A 23,845-nucleotide genomic window follows, 5' to 3' on the forward strand; every position below is an offset into this window, starting at 1 on the left:
CTCAGCCGGTTGCGGCAGGTGGCGGGAGTGTTCAAAGACAATTTTCTTTATGGTTTCGTAGGACAAGAAATATCGCTCCGCAAGCTCCTCTATGCTGAATCCATTGTGAAATAAGGATTTAATATCCGCGTTTCGCGCAGAGACCTTACTCTTGCTGTCTGTTTTCTCGCCCCATTTTAGCTGTGCTTCTTTTGGTTTGGGGATATATACCAATTCCCCTTGGACGTATTCTTGGATGATACGTAGCAATTCTTCCGGAAAAATAGACTCGGCTTTTGAATATTTCATGGGCCTCACTCCTTATTTAATAAATCAATAAGGTGCAAAGCCAGTAGTAGAATATTACGATTCGTCGTTGGCAATAGGATGGTTATTAAGCTCTATGCAAAGCATTGCCATATCCTTCACTGGCTTTGCATAGAGCCATGCATGTACGAATCCTACCCCGATTGCTTTCAATAACCTCACCTCCATTGAAAAACAGATAGCTGCTACCTGCTATTATAGCAGAGCTTGCTGTTCATTAGAAAATATCTGTCACTGCACCTTTTGAGGCAGAAGATACAAGTTTAGCATATTTGGCCAGCACACCGGACTTTACTTTGAGCGGGGGCTCAACCCAGGCTTGTGTACGGGCAGCTAATTCCTCTTCTGACACTTCAAACGTCATCTGCTGGGATTCACTATCGATCGTAATGATATCTCCATTCTTCAACAAGGCAATGGGTCCGCCGACTTGCGCTTCAGGCGAGATATGACCGACTACAAATCCATGTGACCCGCCTGAGAATCTACCATCGGTCAGTAGGGCAACTTCGCCGTTAAGCCCTTTGCCAACAATGAGCGCGGTGACCGATAGCATTTCCGGCATTCCTGGTCCTCCCTTTGGTCCGCAATAGCGGATAACCAGGACATCGCCTTTCTGAATCTCATCCTGCACGATGGCTTTCGTTGCCGCTTCCTCACTGTCGTAAACTTTGGCCGGTCCGGAAAAACGCATCTTCTTCATTCCTGACATCTTGGCAACTGCGCCTTCCGGGGCAAGGTTCCCTCTGAGCACCACCAGGGGGCCATTGGCCTTCAGCGGATTATCCAACGGTCGAATGATCTGTTGATCGGGCTGGAGCGATTCTGCTTCAGCAAGATTTTCTGCCAAGGTCTTGCCTGTTACAGTCATGCAGTCGCCATGGAGTAATCCTTGTGCTAGCAAGGCTTTCATGACGCCTGGAACGCCGCCAATATCATTCAAATCCTGCATGACATGACGGCCGCTTGGCTTCAGATCTGCCAGGTGAGGAACACGAAGGCGAATGCGTTCAAAATCATCCAAGGTGAGGTCCACGTCCACCGAATGGGCAATCGCAAGCAGATGTAAGAAGGCATTGGTGGAGCCTCCCAGGGCCATGACAACCGTAATGGCATTCTCAAAGGCCTCTTTGGTCATGATGTCTCTAGGGTAAATCCCTTGTTCCAGTAGCGAGATGACTTGTTTGCCGGCTGCCTCGCATTCAATCGCTTTGTCCGGGGAGATGGCAGGTGTCGATGAGGATCCTGGAAGACTCATGCCCATCGCTTCAGCAGCAGAAGCCATAGTATTGGCCGTATACATTCCTCCACACGAGCCCGGACCCGGACAGACGCTGCATTCTACCTTGTGAAGCTGTTCTGCTGTTATTTTTCCTTCATGGTATTGTCCGACCGCCTCAAATGCCGTAACGATATCCACCTTCTCGCCATCGAGATTGCCGGGTTGGATCGTTCCGCCATATACATAGACGGACGGGATATTTAGCCGTCCGATCGCCATCAGACACGCAGGCGTATTCTTGTCACAGCCACCAACCGCGACAAGGCCATCAAAGCGTTCAGCTCCAGTTACAATCTCAATCGAATCCGCGATGGCTTCCCTGCTTGGCAGCGAGAACAGCATGCCTTCGTGCCCCATGGATATGCCATCGGAGACCGTAATCGTATTAAAAATCAGCGGAGCTCCGCCATGGTCGCGCGCTCCTTTTTTGGCATGAACGGCTAATTCGTTGATATGCATATTACACGGAGTGACCTCACTCCAAGTGCTGGCCACGCCAATCATCGGCTTTTTGAAATCCTCATCTGTAAAACCGACCGCGCGCAGCATCGCTCGGTTTGGTACTCGGTTGACGCCCTCGCTAATGACCTTGCTGCGAATCCGAAGATCTTTTCCATCTGCCATTTTCCTCGCTCCTGTCTTGTCTAAAGTAACCCGTGCAGCTCCTGCATCGGGCGGATGAAATTTTGCTTCATCATCGCCTGGGCGCTCTCAGCATCATTCTTCTCCAAGGCGGCAATAATTAATTCATGCTCACTGACTGAAGCTTGTGTCTCCGTAATCGGCTGCTCTAAGAACACGTATTTAAAGCGCCGGATATGAATCTGAAGCGATGCGCTAAATGAAGCGACATAGGGATTATCAGAAAGCTCTACAATCAGGTTGTGAAACTGTTCATCTGCCTCCATGGCTTGGTAAGCTTGACCGCTATTGATCGCATTTGCAAACGCCAGATTTAGCGCTCTCAGTTGCTCAATTTGTTCTGGAATAATCACTTTTGCAGTAGATTCAGCAGCCAAAGCCTGAAGAGCCGCCATCGTTGGATACATCTTGAAGATGTCATCCTTCTCGATTCCCTTTACCTTTGTTTCTTTTCCAGGATGGGTCGATACAAGCCCTTGTACTTCGAGCAGTTGGAATGCTTCCCGAATCGGTGTACGGCTTACAGAAAGCGACTCCGCCAATTCGGAGTCGATCAGTTTTTCCCCGGGTTGCAGCGTACCATCGATAATCCAGCGTTGAATTTGGGAGAAGGCTCTTTCTTTTGCGGACATCCGTGCAGGCGAGACAAAATTTTTAGGCACTGGCATAGGTTTCTTCCTCGCTTCTTCATTTACTTATATGCAATATATCGCATACCTATATTAAAAGCAAGGGGTTAATTTGAGCTAAAAAAACAAAAAAAGCCGCCGTTATGCGACTTTTAATCGATGATAGCTCAAGCATCATCCGAGCAACTCTTCAATCGACACCTGATACAACAAATTATTTTCACTAAACAGCACACGATCTTCTCGAAAATCTTGCGTCAAAGGTACAAGCGGCTCCGATTTCTCATTGAGGAAATGCACCTTTTGTCCTTTGCTCAAGCTGGATTTCTCATGTTTCTTGATATAATAGTCTCCACTTTTTCCGTAACCGCCATCGAACAAGAAGTGATACCCATCCGTACAGAACCCGGCCGAACCGGAAATCTCAGGATTAATAAACGTCACCTTGGGCTGATCGGGTCCGCCCGAGATGCAACCTAACAAAAAGTCCGTATAGTAATAAAACCAGACCTCCTGTTCATGGACAACATTCAAAGCGTAACAATCGGCAATATCCGATACATGATCTGCGTATAATTTGTTACCATTCTCATCCCAGGCTAGCAGGCCTTGTGCACCGACGGGGTGATCCCACCCGTTATTCCCGAAAACCCCTTCGTCAAAATAACTCGTCCAGATGGTCCCTTTCTCCGTCACTTGAACATTCTGAATCCCGTCACCAAGCAGGAACTCGCGAAGCGTACGCCCCTTATAATCAACGACTTTGGCGTTCAGATCATATTTGCCTGCACCATAATACGAGCAGCGCGCCCCAACCAACAGCAGATGTCTGCGAAGCGGCTGAACATAATGATAATTGAAAACCTGGTCCTCAATCACAATTTCATCGATATAATCATTTTCTACCATCAAAACCTTGTACGTATACGGTTGCTTCAACGTCGCCGGGACGAACATTCCACGTGTCCGTTCGGGGATCTGGTTGATCAGCAGGACATATACGCAGCCATCGCCACCGAATTGAGTCGAGACGATCTCGAAGCCTATGGTATACTCCGAAATATCAACAAAAGGTTGCAGTTTCACCGTTTTTTGAAACATGCCCTTGCCTCCCCCGCTGTTCTGTTAACTGTATTCTGTCAGAGTAGAAGGCAACTGAACATGGCGGAAGTATGGCGAAGCTATTTTATGGTTCGGGCTTCCCGACTGTACGAGCAACAGGAATCATTGTAAAATGGCGGTAGCTGATAAGACTAAGGAGGGTTCAATGATGATTAACGATACAGATCTGAAGCACCTGCGACGTTGTGTTGAGCTTGCAAGGGTGGCGCTAGAGGCTGGCGATGAGCCATTCGGTTCCATCCTTGTCTCAGCCACGGGAGAAGTGCTGATGGAAGACCACAACCATGTTGCTGGCGGAGACCATACCCAACACCCAGAATTTGCTCTGGCACGTTGGGCGGCTGAGAATATGACAGCTGAAGCAAGAGGGCAGGCGACAGTATACACCTCGGGCGAACATTGCCCTATGTGCGCAGCGGCTCACGGCTGGGTGGGACTTGGTCGGATCGTCTATGCAAGCTCCTCCGAACAGTTAGCGCAATGGTTGAATGAAATGGGAGTTGCTCCAGCACGTGTTCGTAATCTGCCGATCCAAGAAGTTATTCGCGATACGATCATAGACGGTCCGGTTCCCGAGCTCGCGGAGCAAGTTCATCAACTCCAACGCCAGTTTTACAGTATGAAACGGTGAAAGCTCGCCTGTTTTGGCAGGCGAGCCGCTAGCAAACCTCAAATTAAACCTCACTTATTGCGTCAGAATAAGACGAGCCAATGCGGAGAGGTCTTCGATGTCGATCGTGCCGTCATTATTCAGGTCGAATTTCTTCACATCATTCCAATCCGGACTTGTCGAAGATTTGCCATAAGCTTTTGCCATCAGTGCCAGGTCGCCTACGCTTGCGCGGTTGTCGTTGTTGAAGTCGCCTGGTACGACAGGCTTGCGAATCTCCACTTTGTGCGTATCGCCGTCAATCTCCGCCTCTACTCCCTCGCCATCGGCAAGGACGAGAAGCGTGACTGCGATATCCGCAACACCGGCGGTATCCTTTGCCTTGAAGCTAAGCTTGAACAGGTTCTGATTGGGGTTGTTCACGCTTTCATTCATATGAGTGCCCAGAATACGAATCTTGCCTGGCTCACTGTTCGTGCCAACAATAACAAACTTGTTTGAATCCACGGATACAGGCTGACCGACAAGCTCAAGTTTATCAGCATCGTATTCGACTGTAATGTCTTGCGCATATACGTCCTGCTTCAAGCCTTGAAGGCCGTAGATTACATCGAAGGTAGCGCCAGTTTGCACCACATCCGGACCTGTCAACGTGGCCGAACTGGTCGTACCTTTTCTGTTCTGTGCGAACATCCAATCAAAAATGTTCTTCTCAGCGAACGCTTCTTGGCTTGGGCCATATCGGAAGCTGGCGTTGGATTGGCCAAGACGGTTGCTGTACACTTGAGCTTCGGTTTCGTGCGGCGTCCAGTCATAACCATAGTACGGGAAGTTAAAGGCCTGGTTGGTATCCAGTACATTCACGTTGGCATTTGCAAATAAACCGCTTGCGCCAGCGCCTGTTGTGAAATACGTCGTCCAGGTTGTACCGGCGCTGTCATTCTTATGGGTATGCGCCCATATCGATGTTTTGGCCAGCTCCGGATTGTCCGTAAGCTGTTGCACGGTTGGCAAGCTGCCGCCTGCAAGCGGCACAATCGCTGCGAGGAACTCGGGATTGCGGCTATAGAAGCCGAGTGTGTACATGCTGCCCATCGAGAAGCCGGACATGTAGACGCGGTTCGGATCGACTTTGCCCTCAGCGACCAGTTTTTCCACATAGGCTATGACAGCCTCGTTGTTGGCCTGGGTGTTCGAGTGGTTCTGTGTAGCGATAATGTGCGCGTTGTACTTGCCGGGATTCTCCAGTTGGCGTTTGGAGAGCACAGCTGCGCCATTCGCGGTTGCCATGGGTGCGAAGTAGTCGCCCGCTGGGCCGCCGCGGCCGCCGCCATGATTGTAGATGAACAACGGAAGCGGACCTTGCTCTTTCCAGGACTCGTCGATCGAGATCAGGATGTCCATGTTCCCTGTTCCGCCCGGGTTCGTCTGGTCAGGAACAAACTTGTCGAGCGCCGGGTTGACGACCGCTGATTGCGTGAATCTCGGCGTGATCGTCGAACCGTCGGTCAGCTTGAGCTGACGATCCACGTTGATGCGGTAATTAAGGATGGCCGAGAATGCGTTTTGCAAGTTGCCGGAAACCATCGCGCCGGAGGTGTAGCCGTTGGCATTCCAGAACTCAAACTCTACGATAATATAGCGTCCGCTCGCTGGCGTATCCTTGACGAGGTTATCCGAGCCCGGTGCGGGCGAGATGTAGCCAAGCGGCTCGGGAGCGTCATTGACATAGACTCTGGTAATATTGCGATAGCCGTCGAAAATGGTGGTCGTACCGTCAAGCCTTGTGCTCTTGCCAGCTGCCGTGAACATATCGGCATTCAAGTCGGCAAGGTTGGCCGCTTTGCCTTCGCCAAGGTCGATGATAAGCGCTGTCGTAACATTGCCGACAGAGAAGATGTCGTTATACACGGTGAACGGCAATTCCCCTGCATCGGATGCAGCCTTGAAGGTCGCATGGATGCGTGTGCCGCTCGCAGTGACATTTTTTATGGTGTAAGTATTGTCTTGCACAGCGACTTCCTCGTCGTTAACCGTAACCTTATCTACTTCGAAACCAAAGGCGGGTTTAAACGTGAAGGTTACGTCGTCGCCGTCATTTACCCATACATGACCTGCCAGGGAGGATGGGCTAATCTCGCCGTTCTCGCCGGAGGACGCCATGACATAGTGCTGAGTGCCGACAGTTACATTCGGCTCATACAGGCGCAATGCCGGAGATTCCTTTATCTGCTCGAGCAGTTGAGCCGCGCTCGTCGTGCTGGCTGCCTTACTCTTCGCAGTGTAGCCGTCCTTCGTGCCCGTCAGGGCAAAGTTCCACTGGTTGTTGCCGCCCCAGATATACAGCGATACAGTGCCTTCTTTTTCATCCAGGACATGCAACAGCAGGCTCTGCTGGTTGCCGTTGATGGCTGCGCCTGTCGTATTAAGCGGCGCATGCTGCGCGTTGAAGCTCGATTCCCTTCTCAACGGCTCCTTGCCTCCGCCATCGCCGGGAGCGTTGTTCAACACAGAGTAGCCTGGACCTTCGCCAAGACCGCCAGATGCGGCCGCGCTGTTGGCGCCGAGACCAAATTGCCAGATCATGTCGTCCGTCACTTCGGATGTGATCAAGCCGTCTTTGATCGTCACGGGCTTGGAGGCCATCCCTACCTGAGTGTCCCCGGTAACGTCGCCAGGCGTGCCGATGGTCGCTTGAGCGTTTGCCAGCGCGCCATGCTCGGATACGATGAGATAGCTTCTGCCGATCTGAACGTTCGCGGGATCGACTTGCCTCCAGGTATCGGTTGGTTCCGGCGTTGTGTCCGCCTTAGCCTGGGACACGATCAGACCGGATACCAGCATGAAGCATACCAGGAGAGCTACTACGAATCTTGTTTTACGCACCTCTGCCTACAACTCCTCTCTTCTTCCACGTCTTTTTCCTGTCCTTGCCATTCTACGACATGTTACCGCTTACAAATGAAAAAGCTAACTAATCACCTCCTGGCCTAATTCGTATATTTAGGGCGAATTTACGAAGCTAAAACATTTTAGCATGCCCTAAAACAAGTATGAGTATAGCATAGCTAATTACAAAATATTGTCACATTATGGTGGTTGTTTTTGAATTGTTTTGTCGTATTGACGGGAGCGTTCCCTCTGATGATAGCGTTCCGAAAAATAAAAAGCCACGCATGGACGTGGCTTTCTATCATTGAGGGTTATTTCTGCTCCGCTCACCTGCGAAGGTATCCAGACCATGGAGATCACGATCATTAAGGAGGTATAAAGCATAATTTGGTCATAGAGTTATTTCTCCTAGCTGAACTTTTCCATATCCTCATCCACTTCTTCTTCGTCATACTCTCTAAACAGGATGCGGTCGAGGAAGTAAGCGGGATTGGCCAAAAACGCCTCCCAGCTCATATCGTGAAGAATATAGATCCATTCGTGCTCTTCGTCGATGCTTACAAATTGTTGCCTGGCTGGACACCAGGTAATGACTCCGGTTGCCTCATAGTCGTCTAATTCCAGCAGCAGATCCCACACTTCATAGCCGTAAACCTTAAAACTCGTGATTTCAAATACATTGCGTAAGACAAGATACTCGTTATGATTTCCATCAAACGCTAGCCTTTTGTTCTCCTTGCCCAAGGTCTGCAGGATTGGCTGAGGAATACCGGCATCGGTTAGTTTCTTCATCACATGCGCATAGTCATGCAACTCTGCTGGCTCTTTTGCTTGAATCAAGGCTGCAAGCTCCGGATATCCCGATACTTTGGCATAGATAGATGCGCGCGTACCGACGAGATCACAGTAAGTTACGTCTGCTCCCTGCTCCAGTAAGTAAGCGACAACCTCCTGTTGCCCCGCTCCAGCTGCCAGCATGATGGGAGTAGCGCCGTAGGGATGCACGCTGTTGGGCTCAGCATAATTGATATCTGCTCCATTCTTCACCAGTTCTTTGACCTGCTCCAGTTCACCTTCCCAAGCCGCATCTCTTAGTAAATCATCTACACTTGACTCCTCGTTCATAGGTATGCTCCCTTCCCTTACAGTATCCTATTTGTATATATCGGAAAAATTGTAATTATCCATTAGCCATTGCATACCGCTTCGGCGTCGTACCATAGGTGCGCTTGAACATGCGGATGAAGTAGCTGACGTCCATGCCGAGTTGCTCCGCGACCTGCTCCACCGTCATGCCGGGGTAGTCACCCAGGAGCTGCAAGGCTCGACTCATGCGAAGTTGCAAAATATATTGCTGCGGCGTCACGCCATAGCTCGCGACGAACAGGCGGTGAAAATGCTGCACCGAATAGCCGGCTGCCTTGGCAACATTAGGTACGAGCAATCGCTCGGTCAGGTGATCATGTATCCATTGCACGGCTATTTGCAAAGCGGTATGAGGCGATCCGGGCGGCGCAGTCTTGCCGGGTTGGCTCGCGGACGGGAATTGCCCCTCGATCAGGGCGAGCAGCAGGTCATACAACCGTCTTGAAGCGTCGTATGCCTGCTCGCTGCCCTGCTGAATCCGATGCCAGATCGCTTCGAGCCTCAGCCATAGGTCTTCAAAGTTAGGCGTATGGAAGGCGATTGGCTGTTCCCGGTATCGCGAGGACGCCGTCCCGCGGGCTGGAAGCTTGTCGACACCCAGTTGGGAGAGCAACCCGTCGGCTGCGCTGCCTCCGAAGGCGATAAACCCGAGCGTCCAGGCGTCTGCTGGCGAGTCCGGCCTGTAATGATGCCCGATATTCGCAGGCATCAGCAGCGCCATGCCGGCACCTACTCTGTACTCGCGCCCACCCCTGACGCGGAAGGTGCCCTGCCCTCTCCGGGTCAGAAACAACTGGTGCAAGGCATAGCCGCAGCGTATCCTCTCGACCTCCTGCTGCTCATGGCTGCCCGCACAACGGATGTACAAGGGCAGGCGCTCCTCCAGATTGGCGTTGTTGGCTAACAAAAATGGCATCATGGCCACTCCTCCTTCTAAGCTTATCGAACACGCATTCATCATGTTAAGATCGGACGATTTGTTGCGCCTCCTGTGCAATGAATAAAGCCTCGTAATCGACTATCATCAAGGCAGAAGTGAATCCAAGATGATGAGGTGACGCGCAGATGACAATTGTAAAAACTCCGATTAGCCCAAAGCTTCCCGCGCTCATGCATGGCGCCGATTATAATCCCGACCAGTGGCTGCATGATCCCGCCGTGTTGGAGGAAGACATCCGACTTATGAAGCTCGCTGGCTGCAACGTCATGGCGATTGGTATATTTTCGTGGGCCGCGCTGGAGCCCGCCGAAGGCGAATTCCGGTTCGAATGGCTCGACCAGGTGCTGGAGCGCTTCCGCGACAACGGCATATACGCCTGGCTGGCGACGCCGAGCGGCGCCCGTCCTGCGTGGCTCGCGGACAGCTACCCGGAGGTGCTCCGCGTCGGGCCGAATCGGGTTCGCAATCTGTATAGCGGGCGGCATAATCACTGTCCGACCTCCCCTGCGTATCGGGAGAAGGTCGCGACGATCAATCGCAAGCTCGCCGAGCGTTACGCGACGCATCCCGCAGTCGTCGGCTGGCATATCTCCAACGAATACGGCGGCGAATGCCATTGCGAGCTGTGCCAGGAGGCATTCCGCAGCTGGCTGAAGCGCGAGTACGGCACGCTTGATGCGTTGAATCTGGCCTGGTGGACCTCGTTCTGGGCGCACACCTATACCGACTGGAAGCAGATCGACTCCCCTGCCCTTCACGGGGAGCGGATGGTGCACGGCCTCAATCTCGACTGGCGCCGCTTCGTCACGGAGCAGACCGTCGACTTTTGCAAGCACGAGATCGATGCCGTCAAATGGGCCAATCCCGAGCTGCCAGCGACGACCAACATGTATACGCTGGAGACGCTGGATTATCGCAAATTCACTCCCATACTGGACGTCATCTCATGGGACGCCTACCCGGACTGGCATAAAGAGGCAGACAATGTCAAAGTTGCCGCGACGTTCGCTTTTATGCACGATATGTTCCGCTCCATGCTGCACAAGCCGTTCCTCCTCATGGAGAGCACGCCCAGCATGACCAACTGGCAAGCGGTGAGCAAGCTCAAGAAGCCGGGCATGCACCGGTTGTCCTCTCTGCAGGCGATAGCGCACGGCTCGGATTCGGTGCAATATTTCCAGTGGCGCAAAAGCCGTGGCTCCAGTGAGAAATTGCACGGCGCGGTCGTCGACCATGCCGGACATGAGCATACCCGCGTATTCCGCGATGTAGCGGAGCTTGGCGGCACGTTGGCCGAGCTCTCGGAGATCGCAGGCTCCCCTACGCCCTCGCAGACCGCGATCCTGTTCGACTGGGACAATCGCTGGGCAGTCAAGGATGCCAAAGGCCCGCGCAATGCCGGACTACACTACGAGGAGACGGTCCATGACCATCACCGCGCGTTGTGGCAACAGGGCATTCCGATAGACGTCATCGGCAGCGAGTACGATTTTGCGCCTTACAAGCTGATCGTTGCGCCGATGCTCTACTTGTGCAGAGAGGAGACGGGGCGCAAGCTGGAAGCGTTCGTCGAGGGCGGCGGCACGCTGGTCGTCACCTACTGGTCGGGTATCGTGGACGAGCATGACCGCTGCCATCTGGGCGGCTTCCCCGGCCCGCTCCGCAAGACGCTAGGCATCTGGGCGGAGGAGATCGACGCGCTGCAGGACCATGAGCGCAACGGCGTCTCGCTCATCGCAGGCAACCCGTTAGCTCTAACTGGCCTTTATGAATCCCGCGAGCTGTGCGACCTGATCCATCTGGAAGGCGCGGAGGCGATAGGCTGCTATACCGATGATTTCTATGCGGAGCGGCCTGCCCTGACGGTCAATAACCTGGGACAAGGCAAGGCGTATTATATCGCAACCCGCTTGGGGGACGATTTCCTGCTTGCGTTCTATCGTGTGGTCGCGGCACAAGCCGGCGTAGCGCGCGTACTCGACACGGAGCTTCCGGCGGGAGTGACGGCGCAGCTGCGGACAGACGGCAGCTCGGATTTTGTATTCCTGATGAACTTTGGCAACGAAGCGACCGAAGTGTCGCTGGACGGACGATCCTACGTCGACCTTGAGAGCGGCGAAGCGATAAGCGCGGTCGTCCCGCTCCCTGTGAACGGCATTCGGATCTTGAAGCGGGATGCCGCGTCCCCTCGATAGACCCTGTAATGGCTCGTGAAATAGATCGTGTAAAAGCCCCGGACTGGCGATTGTTTCGCTAATCCGGGGTTTTGTCCTTCACGTCGCTGCTCCGTCAAGCTCTACGTCAGCGAATGCACCAGCACATCGTCGACGCCCCGCCATCCCCCATACTCGACCTCGCGGACTGTGCGCTGCGGCAGCAGTCCTTCCGTGACGGGATTGCCCGTATGGTCGAGATAATCCGCTACCCGCAGTCCGCGATGGTCGAGGCAGATGTCGTCTGTCCAGCCGTCGCCTGCGATACGCAGGCCGGTCGCATCCAGAGGGTCCAGCTCCGCGCCTTCCGACACAATGCCAAGTCTCGACAGCTCAAGCGATGGCAGCTTGGAGCCGTAAGGCAGCAAGACCGTTGCCATGACTGCTCTCCCCCTCGCCTTCAGCGTCCGCTTGACGACCGGCTTCGGATGATATTGCCCTTGGCGGAAGTAGAGACCGGATTCCAGCGCAAGCTCGGCCGGGTCCAGCTCCGGGTAAGCGAGCAGCACGTTGCCGCCGTCCTCCCGATTCGTCCGAACGCGACCTCGGCCGAAGTCGACGATGGCCTCGCCCGGAGGCAGGTGGAAATACTGCTCGTACAGATGATCCTCCCGCGCTTCGAGCAGATCAACGATTAGCCAGTACCTGTTTTTGACGAACAGCAGCTTGCGGGAATGGATCACGGGATCGTCGTACCGCGTGTAGCCGTAATGGCTGGCAAACCAGTAATCGTAGCGCTCGTTACTACGGAAATCCCAGATGCGGCAAGGGGCCGTCTGCGGCGTGTTCCAATGGGCGCTGCGAACATGCTGATCGCCGCCGTCGACGACGACCGTATTATGGGCCCGTGTCGAGATGACGTATTTGCGTTCCTTGTTCCACTCGAACAGACCAATGCCGGAGTCTACGATGAGCTCGCGGTCGCCGGCCAGAGCGATGAAGCTCAGCGTGTCGGCATGCGCATGCCCTGCAACCCCGACGCCTGCCCGCGCGGCCATGTAGAGCGCGTCGTCGCTCCAATCTTCGCGGGACAGGAGATAACCGCCGATCGGGAAGCGTGCCGCCGTCGCTTGCGGCGGCCGGGCCTCGAGACGCCTGTAGCGCTCGGGCGCATCCGGCCCCAATCTCCATAGCAGCGAGAAAGGCAGCTCCGGGTAGCCGCGATACTTGTAGTCCGGTCGCTGGAACATATATGCGCCCAGGCTCATGACCGTGCGAAGATCGTGCGGGGACAAGATGTCCGTATCGCCGAATCTCGGCAGTTGTCCCTCCGGCGTCATGAGGTGCAGGAGCACGTCGAACATCTTCTCCAGCGTCCCCTCGTATTCGTGTGCCGGGAGGCCCAGCGTCTGCAGGAGCGCGACCAGCTCGTACAAGTCTCGCATGACGATCTGATGATAGTTGGGGCTTGCCTCGAATTGCACGCCGTCGTCGTATACATTTTGCCTGATATAGCCGGGTAGCTCCTTCAGACCGTAAGCGAGCCATTCCCGGGAGTCCTTGAGCTCCGGCAGCAGCAGCGACAGCGTGATCAAGCCGCGCAGCTGCATGCAGACGTGATTGCCGTGGGACGCGTGGAACGCTCTCGTATACGCACCATGTTGATGGAATGACTTGATCATCATCATCTTGACCTCCGGCTCGAAGGAAGGCGAGCCAAGCACGGTCATGAACGGCTCGGGCAGCACGAACAGCCGAACGCCGACCGACAGCGGGTCCCAAGTACAGTGCTCGACGCGGAAGGTGCCGTCCACCGGCATCGGATTGTCGAGGATAAAATCCTTCATCATATCGTTGAAGCAACGCGCATACGCTTCGTTGCCGGTCAGCGCATAAGCGCGGGACAGATGCTTCAGATAGCCGAAGCGGGTCAGATGGAGCTGATACTGGGAGCTGTCGAACAGCCAGCTGTTCCAGTCGTACCTCCCCTCGGGGAACGTAATTCGCCTTCCCTTGAAGAGGGGAAAGTCGCTCTTCAGCAGCAGCTCCGCCTCCTCGATCGCGAGCGCGGCCTCCGGGTCATCCGCGTACCCGTTGCGGGCGAACGCTGCCAATTCTGAGACATCGGATGCCTCGAAGTAATAACGCCTGGTCGTCCCCGATGCGATCAGCGCCAGGTAGGCGTCCCGGGCGCCAGCGATGTCGCTGGCGTCCAGCCTCTCCCGCACGCCTTCCATACCTGGACGATCCAGATCCAGCTCTTCCCGCAGGAACGACTCGTCCGACGGCAGCGGCTTCGTATAGCGCGGATCATGCCGCAGTTCCTTGTATCCCATGTTGATGACCTCCCTGAACAGCTATTCTTTGATCGAGCCCAGCATCGCGCCCTGGGCAAAGTATTTTTGCAAGAACGGATAGACAATGACGACAGGCAGCATGGCTAGCAGGATGGCGGCATTTTGCACGTTGGGCCCGAGGTTGGCGGCCATCTGCGCGTCGAGCGCGGCATCCGCGGATATGTTGGAGGAGCTGATCGCCACCATCTGCCGGAGCAGCGGCTGGATCGGCCATTTCGTCGAGTCGTTGATGTAGATAATCGCCGTAAAAAACTCGTTCCAGTACTGCACCATAAAAAACAAGGTGAAGGTAGCGATGATCGGCTTGGACAACGGCAGCACAACCGACAGCAGGATCCGGAACTCGCCTGCGCCGTCAATGCGCGCGGCTTCGTCGAGGCTCTCCGGCAGGCTCTGGAAGAAGGTCCGGATCACCAGAATGTTAAAGGCGCTCGAGGCGGCAGGCAGCACGATCGCCCAATACGTATCGAGCAGTCCCAGCTCCTTGACGACCAGATAGTTGGGAATCATCCCGCCATGGAAGATCATCGTGAAGAAGATGAACAGCAGGATGACTTTTCTTCCCGGCATGATCTTTTTGGACAACGCGTACGCCAACGTCAGCGATACGAGCAGATTAACGCATGTGCCGAGCACGGTAATATACACGGAGTTTTTGACCGATGTCATAAACGTATTGGCGCCAAGCAAATATTTGTACGCATCGAGCGTCCACGTCTTGGGCCAGACGAAAAACGCGCCTGACATCGACTGTCCCGGCAGACTGAAGGATACCGCGATAATATATAAGAAAGGCAGTACGACCATCAAGCAGATCAGCAGGATGATGACTGCAAGCACGCTATCGAACCAAGTGATGCGAAGTTTCATCTAATGTCCCACCTTTGATTTAGAAAATGCCGTCCTCGCCCATCCATCTGGCCAAGTAGTTGGCGCCGACCACCAGTATGAGGCTGACGATGGATTTGAACATGCCGACCGTAATCGCAAAGCTGTAATTGAACTGCTTCAAGCCCGTCTGGTACACGAACAGGTCGAATACGTTCGAGACATCCAGATTGAGACTGTTGGTCATGAGGAAAATCTGCATGAAGTTGGAGTCCAGCGAAGAGCCCAGCCGCAGCAGCAGCAGAATGACGATCGTGCTCTTGATGCCCGGCAGCGTAATATGCCAGATGTTGTGGAAACGGTTAGCCCCGTCCACCTTGGCCGCCTCGTACAGCTCGGGGTTGATGCCGGCCAGCGCCGCCAGGAAGATGATCGTCCCCCATCCCGCATCCTTCCAGATCGCCTGGAGGATGATGAGCGGGCGGAACCAGTCATTGCTGACCAGGAACAGCGCAGACGTATCGAACCATTGCTCCAGATAATAATTGAAAACGCCCGATGGCCCAAAGAAGGAAATGGTAATGCCGTAAATGACGACCCACGACAGGAAGTGAGGCAAGTAGACGATCGTTTGGGAAATCCGTCGAAACATCGTTAGCCGCAGCTCGTTGAGCATAATCGACAGCAGGATCGTAAACGGGAAATAGATGACGAGGCTAAGCAAGCTGATCATCAACGTGTTCCTCAAGAGAACGACAAAATTGTCGGTGCTAAAGAAATTATGGAAATGCTCCAAGCCAACCCAAGGACTCTTAAGTATCCCGATAAACGGGCTATAATCCTTGAAGGCCAGCACCAGTCCCCACATCGGAACGTAATGGAAGATCAGAAAATACAAGATGCCCGGGGCGGCCAGCAATAAAAAGGGCCAGAGTTGATTGAAGCGTTGCAAGCGATGACTTCTCACCATGAGCGTCGTTCCTCCTTATCCGTGAACAAAAAATAGGGGCCATGCGCGACCCCTATCCTTTTTCTAAGTTTACTTCTGGTCTGCGTTATACTGCTCCAACAGCTCCTTGGCAATAACCGCGCCGTCGCCTGCGGTCCAGGCGTCGATTTCCTTCTGAACGGCTTCCCAGGTTGCTTCGCCCAAGACGTATTGCGTCATGACGGCGCTCATTTTTTTATAGGTGTCCGGCTTTTTGGTCGCTGTCTGGGAGCTGTAGCTCAGGAACGGATTGGCGATGCCGTAATTGGCGATGACATCCAGCGACGCCATCTGCGCTTCCCGGATTTCCGGAACCTTCGAGTTGGCATAGATATAAGGGTCGACGCGGTTTTCCAGCACGAACGCGCTTGGCTTTTCCAGATCGAACAGCTTCATCTGCTCCTCGGTCTGCACCGGCAAGCCGTCCTTAAAGTCGCTGGCATGTACGCCGATGACGCCCGCCTTGGAGAAGGCGATGTTTTCTTCCGCGGCCGTGAAGTCCAGGAAGTCGACAATCTTTTGCACCTTTTCCTTCGGTACCGAGCTAGGGATGACCCAGATGCCATAGTAACCGCCGATCAGCGCTACGCCCTTCTGCCCTTCCCGTCCCTCCAGCACATCAATAACCGCGATTTCGGCGTTCGGGTCGACCTGCCGCATTTTCTCCAGACTCGTCTCGGAGATATCTCCCACATTGCTGACGAACGCGCCGGCTACCCCTGCCTGGAATTTGTTGCGGGCTTGCTGCTGGCCTTTGAGCACGGGAGCGTCCTTGTCGATTAGGCCCTTGCTCCATACGTCCCTCAACCATTCAAGATAGGTCTTGTACTCGGGTGTCTGGAAATCGCGCACCGGCTGGCCATTATCGTCAAGCGCCCATATATGCGGTACGCCAAAGGAGAACAGCATCGGGAACACGGAGCCGAACGGTCCCGGACCTGCCGCGCCGTCTACGCCATAGACCGCCAGCGGGATCGTATTACCCCCTCCAGCCGGATCATTGTCCTTGAATACCTGGAGCGCGTGCGTCAGCTCGTCGATCGTTTTAGGAAGCTCGAGATTGTATTTGTCCAGCCAGTCCTTGCGGATCAGCACGCTCGCTTCCCCGCCGCCGTACAGACCGCGCGGTCTGGGGATGCCGTAGATTTTGCCTTGCACACTTGTGTTGTTCCATACCGCCTCCTCCATTAGGCTGATGTTCTCTGTGCCGTCGATGTATTCCGTCAGGTCGTGGAAGGCTCCCATCTTGACCAGATTGATGTACTTGTCGTCCTTGCCGCTGTCGATCAGCAGCAGATCGTAATCGTTGGCCGATACCGCGACGGCAAGCTTGTCGCCATAGGCCTCGGAAGGCACGAAGGACAGATCGAGCTTCACATTGGCGCGCTTCTCGAGATCGGCCTTCGCCTGATTGTTGTCCGCGGACGGCGGATCGCCGAAGGTGATCGTCATTGCTTTGATGGTCGTCGTCTCCGCCTCCGGAGCAGCTGTTTGTTGGCCATTTGGGGTATTCGTTGGATTGGCGGTTCCGCCTTCGTTGCTGGCGCAGCCGGCGAGCGTCGTCGTGATCAGCATGGATGCCGCTACGACTTGCGTCAGTTGTTTTTTGATGGACATGTTCATCCCCCGTTTCATGTTTTCCTCGCGCTGTTGCAAGATTCATTATAGAGGAGCCGACGTCATGCTTGACATGACGGAAACAATTGAAAGTGTAACCGTTTTTAAGATGCTTTGCCCGGCGTATATCTTTACTCGGAGCGGTTGTACTATACTTAGTTTAGAACTTTGGATAGCGAGAGGGATAGATAGATGCAGTCGCCTTTTTTTGGATTTTTGACGCGGAGCTTTTATGTCCGCATGATCTTGATTATGCTCGCCGTATCGATCATTCCGTTATTCGTGCTCTCGTATATCTCGATCTCGGTATCGAGCTCCACGGTGGAGAAGCAGGTCAACAAGCTTAATGCCCAATTGGTCAACCAGGTCATCGACCGCGTGGAGCTGTCGATGAACCGATTCCGCGAGCTGAGCGTGCAATATTCAGGCTTGTCCTCGATCAAGAACGCGCTGGTCTCGCCTTCCGAGCTGTATTATGAGGATGTGGTGCTGAAGCGGGAGCTGATCTCCGTGCTGACCACCGCTTCGGCGATGATCGGCAATGTGGAGGGGCTGCAGGTCTACTCCGCCGTCACCGGCGAGATCCTCTCCTCCAACGAAGCTCCGTCCCGGATCGAGCAATCGGTATACGGGCCGCTGATCGAGCTGTTCTTAAGCGCCCCGAGGACGGAGCTGTTCCTCGACAGGGACTCCATCCCGGGGATGGAGATGCTGCGGGAGGCGAGCGTGTATATGGCGCGGATTCCGTACAACAAGTACGAGGAGATGAAGGGCGTCATCCTGATCTCCATGAATAACGAACAATTCCAGCAGCAGATCGAGAATATCCAGCTCGGCTCCGAGGGCTCCATCACCCTGCTCACGCCAGCCGGCAGCCCGATCGCGACGACGAGCAAGCTGAGCGACGAGGAGGACAAGGAGCGGGTCGGCGCGATCCTCGCGCATTGGCGGGAGCTGGGCGCGCCCGATCAGTTCGCGGAGGCCGCCTCGATCATCTCGGTGCAGCAGACCGGGACGTATGACGACTGGATCGTCGTCTCCGAGATTCCGTCCAAGGAGCTGACCCAGGATACCGGCATTATCCGCGAGACCGTCTTTTATTTCCTGGCGATCCTGATCGTGCTCGGCGCAGCGTCTGTGCTCGGCTTCGGCTACCAGCTGTATCGACCGTTGCAGGCTGTCAAACGCCATGTAAACGCCATCAAAAAAGGGCAGCTCGACGCGCGCGTGGACACCTTCGCCAACAATGAGATCGGCGACCTCGGGCGAATGCTCAATGCGATGGCGATCCGAATACAGGAGCTGGTCGGCGATCTGCAGGACTCGGAGAAGCTCAAGCGTCGTCTCGAGGTGCGGGCGCTCCAATCGCAGATCAACCCGCATTTTATGTACAATACGTTGAATACGATCCGCATGTTCGCCATGCTGAAGGACTATGACAAGATTAACACATTGATGGGCCGCTTCGTCGGACTGTTGCGCTATTCGATGGAAAATTACGATCAGAGTGTCATGCTCGATCAGGAGCTGGACTATCTGGAGGACTATGTCGGACTGCTGAATATGCGCTACAAATGCCAGATTGCGCTGACGTATGAGATCGAGGAGCCGCTGGGCCGGATGCAGATCCCGAAGCTAAGTTTGCAGCCGCTCATCGAAAACTCGGTGTTCCATGGCATCCTGCCGAAAAAATCCGACGCCGGTCACATCGTGGTGAGAGCCTTCGCCGACCGGCAGCACGAGCGGATCGTCGTCGAAATCGAGGATGATGGCGTCGGACTGTCCTCGGAGGAGCTGGAGAAGCTGAGGGTACATCTACTGCGGGAGGCATCGAGCGAAAATATCGGGCTGCAAAACGTGCGGATGAGGCTGAAGCTGATGTTTGGGCAGGCGACATCGATGGAGCTGTTCAGCGACGCAGGGGCTGGTCTGCGCATTCGCATCGAATGGCAAGCCGATCAGGTACAGATCAAGGAGGAAGACGATGAGCGGCTATAAGGTACTGCTCGTAGAGGACGAAATCCCCGCCCGCACCGTATTCCGGAGCATGATCGAGGCGCGCGGCGACTTATTCGAGCTTGTGGGAGAAGCGGAGGACGGCCAGGATGGCCTGGAAATGTATCGGCGGCATCGACCGCAGCTGATCGTCACCGATATTACGATGCCCGGCATGAACGGGCTCGAGATGGTGCGGGCGATCGAGTCCGCCGGCGACGCAATGCCGCAGGTGATCTTCTTGACCTGCCACCAGGACTTCCAATTCGCCCAGCAGGCGATCCAGCTCAAGGCGGCCGCTTATCTCATCAAGGATGATTGTCTGAGCGACCCCGAGCTGCTGGTCCGTACGCTCGAAGGGTTGACCGAGCAGGTCGTGGGACGCGCTGCGATGAGGGAAAAGCAGCAGGAGCTGGAGCAAAAGGTGCGGTCAAACGAGATCGTCATCGAACATAATCTGTTCCTCGAGATGCTCCGCAATCCGGGAGCCGGGGACAAATGGCTGCAATCGCTGGAGCAGTCGGGTATACCGGCCCGCCACGCGCCAGTGATGGCGCTGATGCTGGAGCTCGATCGCAGCTCGCTGCGATTCTCGGTGGAGCTGCCGCAGGAGCTCAAGCTGTGGCAGTTCGCCGGGGTCAATGTGCTCGATGAGCTGCTTGGCGCTTTAGGTCCGCACAAGGTGATCGCGCTCGACAAGGGGCGGTTCGTGGCGATCTTCGCCCCGACGAGCGAGGCTCCATTCAAGCGGCTGCTAGATCAGGTGGCGGATTCCTTTTCGAGCTATTTGAAGATGGACAGCCTGGCGCTGCTCCGAAGCTTTCCATCGGGACTGCAGGATCGGATGGCCGAGCTGAAGGCGTGGGTCACTGCCGCTTACCCGTTTTTTTACGATGACGGGCAGACTCCCGGGAGCAGCTCTACCGCATGGGAACGGAACGAGTTCGCACATATCCCGGATCGATACGTCCGCTTCTGGGGCAAGATGCTCAAGGGCGCGCTGCTGGAGTCGCATCTGAGCGCCGCTGCGGTGGAACACGAGCGAAGGAGCTTCCGTCAGCAGGCGATGGAGCACGGCTGGGACCCCGAGCAGATCAAGTCGCTGTACCTTCGGATCTTCCTGGAGCTTAGCCAGTTCGCGCACGAAGCCGAAGGTATGGCGGATCTGGAGGCGGCCTTCCGCACAAGACTGGCGCTCTGCCAGACGTTCGACGCCGTGCACGAGGAGACGGTCTCCTGCTTCCGCAAGCTGAAGCTGCTGCAGGGTGACCGCAAGCTTGACGCTTCGATTGCCAAGGTCGTGCAGCGGCTGCACGAGCATCTGCACGAGCCGTTCAAGCTCGAGGAGCTTGCGGCTTCGATCAACTACAGCGTGCCTTACTTCAGCAGCATGTTCAAGAAAACAACCGGCGAGAGCTTCGTCCAGTACTTGAACAAGCTGCGGCTGGAAAAAGCGAAGCTCCTGCTGCTGACGACAGATCGCAAAACGTTCGAGATCGCGGAGGAGATCGGATTCGAAAACTACCGCTCCTTCAACCGTCTGTTCAAGCGGGAGATCGGACTTACGCCCTCCGATTATCGCAAGCAAGGCGTAGACGGGGACTCGACTATATGATTCGATGAAAGAGCTGTCTCGCAAGGTCGCAATGCCTTGCAAGACAGCTCTGGGGATGGGATCACAGATACGATGTTTTGCGCAAAGCCTCGAGTGTATTAAGCATCCCCCGATGACTGGCGCAGCTTCAGCTCATAGGGCACATAGACCCGGATCGGGATGTTATACTTCTGGTTCAAGTAATCGAGCAGCAGGTTGGCGGCGACGCGGCCCATCTCCAGCTTCGGCACGCAAATCGTCGATAGCGGCGGCGAGGTAAAGGCCGAGAACTCGATATTATCGACGCTAAAAAAAGCCACTTCCTCGGGGATCGCCAGCTGTTGCTCGGTCACCGCGCGCATCGCTGGGATCGCCATCATATCGCTCGCAGAGAAAAAGGCGGTCGGCCGATTCGACTGCTGCTGCAGCGCTTGCTTGACGATCTCGTAGCTCTGCGAGACATCCCAGTTCACATTGATCACCCACTGGGGATCGATGGTCAGACCCGCCTCCTCCATCGCTTCCTTGTAGCCCTTGTACCGCTTCTCCCGCTCGATCGAGCCCCCCAGTCCGACGCCGCCGATGAAGCCGATATGCCGGTGGCCGCGGGCGATCAGATGCCGCACGGCGTCCTTGGCCGCCGATACGCGGTCGTAGGCCACGACAGGCACCTCCAGATCGGCTAGATCGATGCCTACCACGACGCGTACATGTTGCTTGATCCAGGCGTACACCTCGGCGTCGATCCCTTCGACGACGATGATCCCGTCGATCGCATGCTCCTTCACCAGCTTCTGAATTTCGTGCAGGTCGCCCCCGTCTCCCATGCTGCGCAGGAACTCCAGTCGATACCCCTCGGCCTGCACCCCCTTTTCGATCCCCTCGAGGATGACGGAGAAGTACGGATGATTGTACTTATTTTGCGGGACCGCGATGACGCATCCCAGTCGGAACGACGTTTTGCTAGCCTCCTTTTTTCTTTGGGGCAACTTTCCGTTCTGCTTCTTTCTATATCCTATCGCTTGCGCCGCATCCCATATTTTTTTCCGTGTCTCCGCATTGACCACCCGACTCTCGTCGTGATTGATGACGCGCGACACGGTTGAGATCGAAACGCCCACGTGATCGGCGATATCCTTCAGTTTTGCCACTACGCTTCCTCCTTCCAAAGCTTACATCTCTTCTAGTTATAGCAGATCAGGAGCTTTGGGGCAAACGGGAATGAAAATAAAAAACTCATCCCGCAGGCGATGCAAGCCACCGCACAGCAAGGATGAGTTTTCACATATCGTTCAACTGATAGAAACTAAGCAATCCGTTATTGAAGGGCCGCTTGAAGATCGGCAATCGCCGCCTCTACATCTCCATTGCCTGACAATGGGTCGCGGAGAATTTGAGTGCCGTGGGTGAAGACCAGGTCTGTCTTCTTCACGCTATACGGCGCAGAAATGCCAAATGCCTGCGCATCGAGGAAAATCTTGAACTCGGCTCCTGCGGTCTCCAGGTAGGCGTCGGCCGCCTGGCTGTTCGAAGGAATGGAAAAGCCTTGCTTGGCCAGCTCGGTCTGTCCCTCGGGACCTGCAAGCCAGGACATCAGCGTAAACGCCGCCTCCTCATGCTTGGTCGATGCGCTCATCGCAACGCCCGCAGGCTGTATGACCGTCTGCGTCGATTGGAACTTCGGCACATGCGTAATGCCGTAATCGATATTGGCGTCTGCATAGTGGGCCACATTCCAGCTGCCAGCGAGATTCATCGCGACCTTGCCGGTCGTAATCGCGAGATTTTGGACCCCGCCCATCCCTTCGATCTGCGCAGGCGAGGTGTTGACCCCTTGCTGCGTCGCCTTGATGAAGAAGTCGATGACCTCGCGCGCCTCCGGCGTATTCAGCGCTACCGTATCGTCGTCATTGATCAGCTTCGCACCATTGGAGTACAGGATCGGCTCGAACATTCCCAGATCTGCCCCGGGGACGGTAGACATGCCCCATTGCTTGATGTTGTTGCTGTCAAATCCGTCCTCGCCGGGATTTTTGCCGTTCGTATCGAGCGTCATCTTCGTCGCGATATCGAGCACCTCTTCCCAGGTTGGCTCTGTAGACGGGTAGGATGCCTGCTTCGGATTGGTGGCGGGATCATCGAACAATGCTTTATTGTAATAGAACATGATGACATTGGCGTCGATCGGGAGCGACACCTGCTTGCCGCCGAATTGATGCATGCTCAGCATACCGTCGGCGATAGCGGAGCGGTCGAAGCTGTGGCTGTCCAAGAGGCCGTCCAGCTCCTTGAAGATGCCGAGCTCGGCATATTTGGACACATAAGCGAAGCTCGTCTTCATCACATCGGGCAGGATGCCGCCGGAAGCGCCAGCTGTCAGTCCGTCCCAATACGTGCCCCAATCCTTGCCCTCCAGCTTGACGGTAATATTCGGGTACACCTTCATGAAGGTATCCAGCAGCTCCTGGGTACGCTGCAACTCCTCGGCCGTGCCCCACTGCGAGTAGGTGATCGTCACCTTCTCCTGCGGCTTCTCGCTGCTGGTCGACTGATTATTGCCGGTGCTCTCGCCCGTCGTATCCGGCTTGTTATTGCCGTTCGTGCCATTTCCGCAGCCTGCCGCTACCAGCGCCATTGCCAACATCATCGTGCTTGCCCATGCCCATCCTTTGCGTGCTTCCAAAGAACATTTCCCCTTTTTCTGTTGTTTGGTATTGCCGCTTGCCAAGCCTTGCCTGACCCGT

17 protein-coding genes are annotated in these 23,845 nt (G+C 55.0%); 4 read left to right on the forward strand and 13 right to left on the reverse strand.

The genetic code is table 11. The annotated features are described in order from the left end of the window. The 4 genes from PA598K_RS27235 to PA598K_RS27250 form a co-directional block, all read right to left on the reverse strand. Positions 1 to 288 (reverse strand): CD3324 family protein (locus PA598K_RS27235; RefSeq protein ID WP_128659960.1); only part of this gene is annotated, 288 nt, incomplete at its 3' end. A gap of 235 nt (positions 289 to 523) precedes the next feature. Next, entirely contained in the window at positions 524 to 2,212 is a 1,689-nt protein-coding gene (ilvD, locus tag PA598K_RS27240; protein ID WP_128659961.1) for a dihydroxy-acid dehydratase, read from the reverse strand. A gap of 20 nt (positions 2,213 to 2,232) precedes the next feature. Beyond that, positions 2,233 to 2,898 (reverse strand): GntR family transcriptional regulator, encoded by a 666-nt coding sequence (locus tag PA598K_RS27245; RefSeq protein ID WP_128659962.1) that lies wholly within the window; start codon positions 2,896 to 2,898, stop codon positions 2,233 to 2,235. Positions 2,899 to 3,033: 135 nt separating this feature from the next. Continuing rightward, a complete protein-coding gene (locus PA598K_RS27250) occupies positions 3,034 to 3,960 on the reverse strand; it encodes a hypothetical protein (protein ID WP_128659963.1) in 927 nt (308 codons plus the stop codon). A 169-nt stretch (positions 3,961 to 4,129) separates the two neighbouring features. On the opposite strand from PA598K_RS27250, the gene PA598K_RS27255 reads away from it, so the two are divergent. Further along, on the forward strand, positions 4,130 to 4,612 hold the full coding sequence (locus tag PA598K_RS27255) for a nucleoside deaminase (RefSeq protein ID WP_128659986.1): 483 nt from the start codon (positions 4,130 to 4,132) through the stop codon (positions 4,610 to 4,612). A gap of 54 nt (positions 4,613 to 4,666) precedes the next feature. On the opposite strand, the gene PA598K_RS27260 is transcribed toward PA598K_RS27255, so the two are convergent. The 3 genes from PA598K_RS27260 to PA598K_RS27270 form a co-directional block, all read right to left on the reverse strand. Beyond that, positions 4,667 to 7,477 (reverse strand): cohesin domain-containing protein, encoded by a 2,811-nt coding sequence (locus PA598K_RS27260; RefSeq protein WP_260405641.1) that lies wholly within the window; start codon positions 7,475 to 7,477, stop codon positions 4,667 to 4,669. Positions 7,478 to 7,891: 414 nt separating this feature from the next. Further along, positions 7,892 to 8,608, reverse strand: a complete 717-nt coding sequence (locus PA598K_RS27265; protein ID WP_128659964.1) for an ankyrin repeat domain-containing protein — start codon at positions 8,606 to 8,608, stop codon at positions 7,892 to 7,894. A 55-nt stretch (positions 8,609 to 8,663) separates the two neighbouring features. Then, complete coding sequence (locus PA598K_RS27270) at positions 8,664 to 9,548, reverse strand: AraC family transcriptional regulator (RefSeq protein WP_128659965.1); 885 nt, start codon at positions 9,546 to 9,548, stop codon at positions 8,664 to 8,666. A gap of 146 nt (positions 9,549 to 9,694) precedes the next feature. On the opposite strand from PA598K_RS27270, the gene PA598K_RS27275 reads away from it, so the two are divergent. Next, positions 9,695 to 11,764 (forward strand): beta-galactosidase, encoded by a 2,070-nt coding sequence (locus PA598K_RS27275; protein WP_128659966.1) that lies wholly within the window; start codon positions 9,695 to 9,697, stop codon positions 11,762 to 11,764. Positions 11,765 to 11,865: 101 nt separating this feature from the next. Here PA598K_RS27275 and PA598K_RS27280 read toward each other — a convergent pair whose 3' ends face one another. From PA598K_RS27280 to PA598K_RS27295, 4 genes are all read right to left on the reverse strand, one after another. Beyond that, entirely contained in the window at positions 11,866 to 14,058 is a 2,193-nt protein-coding gene (locus PA598K_RS27280; RefSeq protein WP_128659967.1) for an alginate lyase family protein, read from the reverse strand. 21 nt (positions 14,059 to 14,079) lie between these two features. Beyond that, positions 14,080 to 14,949 carry a carbohydrate ABC transporter permease gene (locus PA598K_RS27285; protein WP_128659968.1) on the reverse strand — a complete coding sequence of 290 codons (870 nt, stop codon included), beginning with the start codon at positions 14,947 to 14,949 and terminating at the stop codon, positions 14,080 to 14,082. A gap of 19 nt (positions 14,950 to 14,968) precedes the next feature. Continuing rightward, positions 14,969 to 15,877 (reverse strand): ABC transporter permease, encoded by a 909-nt coding sequence (locus PA598K_RS27290; protein ID WP_128659969.1) that lies wholly within the window; start codon positions 15,875 to 15,877, stop codon positions 14,969 to 14,971. A 69-nt stretch (positions 15,878 to 15,946) separates the two neighbouring features. Further along, positions 15,947 to 17,512: an extracellular solute-binding protein gene (locus PA598K_RS27295; RefSeq protein ID WP_185602251.1), complete on the reverse strand. Its 1,566-nt coding sequence runs from the start codon at positions 17,510 to 17,512 to the stop codon at positions 15,947 to 15,949. A 240-nt stretch (positions 17,513 to 17,752) separates the two neighbouring features. On the opposite strand from PA598K_RS27295, the gene PA598K_RS27300 reads away from it, so the two are divergent. Both PA598K_RS27300 and PA598K_RS27305 read left to right on the forward strand, forming a co-directional pair. Continuing rightward, the gene (locus PA598K_RS27300; protein ID WP_185602252.1) at positions 17,753 to 19,510 is read left to right on the forward strand and encodes a cache domain-containing sensor histidine kinase; all 1,758 of its coding nucleotides are present in this window, start codon (positions 17,753 to 17,755) and stop codon (positions 19,508 to 19,510) included. Further along, positions 19,497 to 21,122, forward strand: a complete 1,626-nt coding sequence (locus tag PA598K_RS27305) for a helix-turn-helix domain-containing protein (RefSeq protein ID WP_128659972.1) — start codon at positions 19,497 to 19,499, stop codon at positions 21,120 to 21,122. Before PA598K_RS27300 ends, PA598K_RS27305 begins: the two co-directional genes overlap by 14 nt. Positions 21,123 to 21,220: 98 nt before the next feature. Here PA598K_RS27305 and PA598K_RS27310 read toward each other — a convergent pair whose 3' ends face one another. Both PA598K_RS27310 and PA598K_RS27315 read right to left on the reverse strand, forming a co-directional pair. Continuing rightward, positions 21,221 to 22,252 carry a LacI family DNA-binding transcriptional regulator gene (locus PA598K_RS27310; protein ID WP_128659973.1) on the reverse strand — a complete coding sequence of 344 codons (1,032 nt, stop codon included), beginning with the start codon at positions 22,250 to 22,252 and terminating at the stop codon, positions 21,221 to 21,223. Positions 22,253 to 22,419: 167 nt separating this feature from the next. Continuing rightward, positions 22,420 to 23,784, reverse strand: coding sequence for an ABC transporter substrate-binding protein (locus PA598K_RS27315; protein ID WP_128659974.1), 1,365 nt, complete (start codon positions 23,782 to 23,784; stop codon positions 22,420 to 22,422). Between the last annotated feature and the right edge of the window lie 61 nt (positions 23,785 to 23,845).

The organism is Paenibacillus sp. 598K (assembly GCF_003851045.1).
Classification (GTDB): domain Bacteria; phylum Bacillota; class Bacilli; order Paenibacillales; family Paenibacillaceae; genus Paenibacillus_D.

Coding starts and splice junctions, on each gene's coding strand:
- PA598K_RS27275 (WP_128659966.1), top strand. CDS start 9,695: ATGACAATTGTAAAAACTCCGATTAGCCCAAAGCTTCCCGCGCTCATG.
- ilvD (WP_128659961.1), bottom strand. CDS start 2,212: ATGGCAGATGGAAAAGATCTTCGGATTCGCAGCAAGGTCATTAGCGAG.
- PA598K_RS27300 (WP_185602252.1), top strand. CDS start 17,753: ATGATCTTGATTATGCTCGCCGTATCGATCATTCCGTTATTCGTGCTC.
- PA598K_RS27250 (WP_128659963.1), bottom strand. CDS start 3,960: ATGTTTCAAAAAACGGTGAAACTGCAACCTTTTGTTGATATTTCGGAG.
- PA598K_RS27290 (WP_128659969.1), bottom strand. CDS start 15,877: ATGGTGAGAAGTCATCGCTTGCAACGCTTCAATCAACTCTGGCCCTTT.
- PA598K_RS27280 (WP_128659967.1), bottom strand. CDS start 14,058: ATGGGATACAAGGAACTGCGGCATGATCCGCGCTATACGAAGCCGCTG.
- PA598K_RS27265 (WP_128659964.1), bottom strand. CDS start 8,608: ATGAACGAGGAGTCAAGTGTAGATGATTTACTAAGAGATGCGGCTTGG.
- PA598K_RS27285 (WP_128659968.1), bottom strand. CDS start 14,949: ATGAAACTTCGCATCACTTGGTTCGATAGCGTGCTTGCAGTCATCATC.
- PA598K_RS27295 (WP_185602251.1), bottom strand. CDS start 17,512: ATGTCCATCAAAAAACAACTGACGCAAGTCGTAGCGGCATCCATGCTG.
- PA598K_RS27305 (WP_128659972.1), top strand. CDS start 19,497: ATGAGCGGCTATAAGGTACTGCTCGTAGAGGACGAAATCCCCGCCCGC.
- PA598K_RS27255 (WP_128659986.1), top strand. CDS start 4,130: ATGATTAACGATACAGATCTGAAGCACCTGCGACGTTGTGTTGAGCTT.
- PA598K_RS27270 (WP_128659965.1), bottom strand. CDS start 9,548: ATGATGCCATTTTTGTTAGCCAACAACGCCAATCTGGAGGAGCGCCTG.
- PA598K_RS27245 (WP_128659962.1), bottom strand. CDS start 2,898: ATGCCAGTGCCTAAAAATTTTGTCTCGCCTGCACGGATGTCCGCAAAA.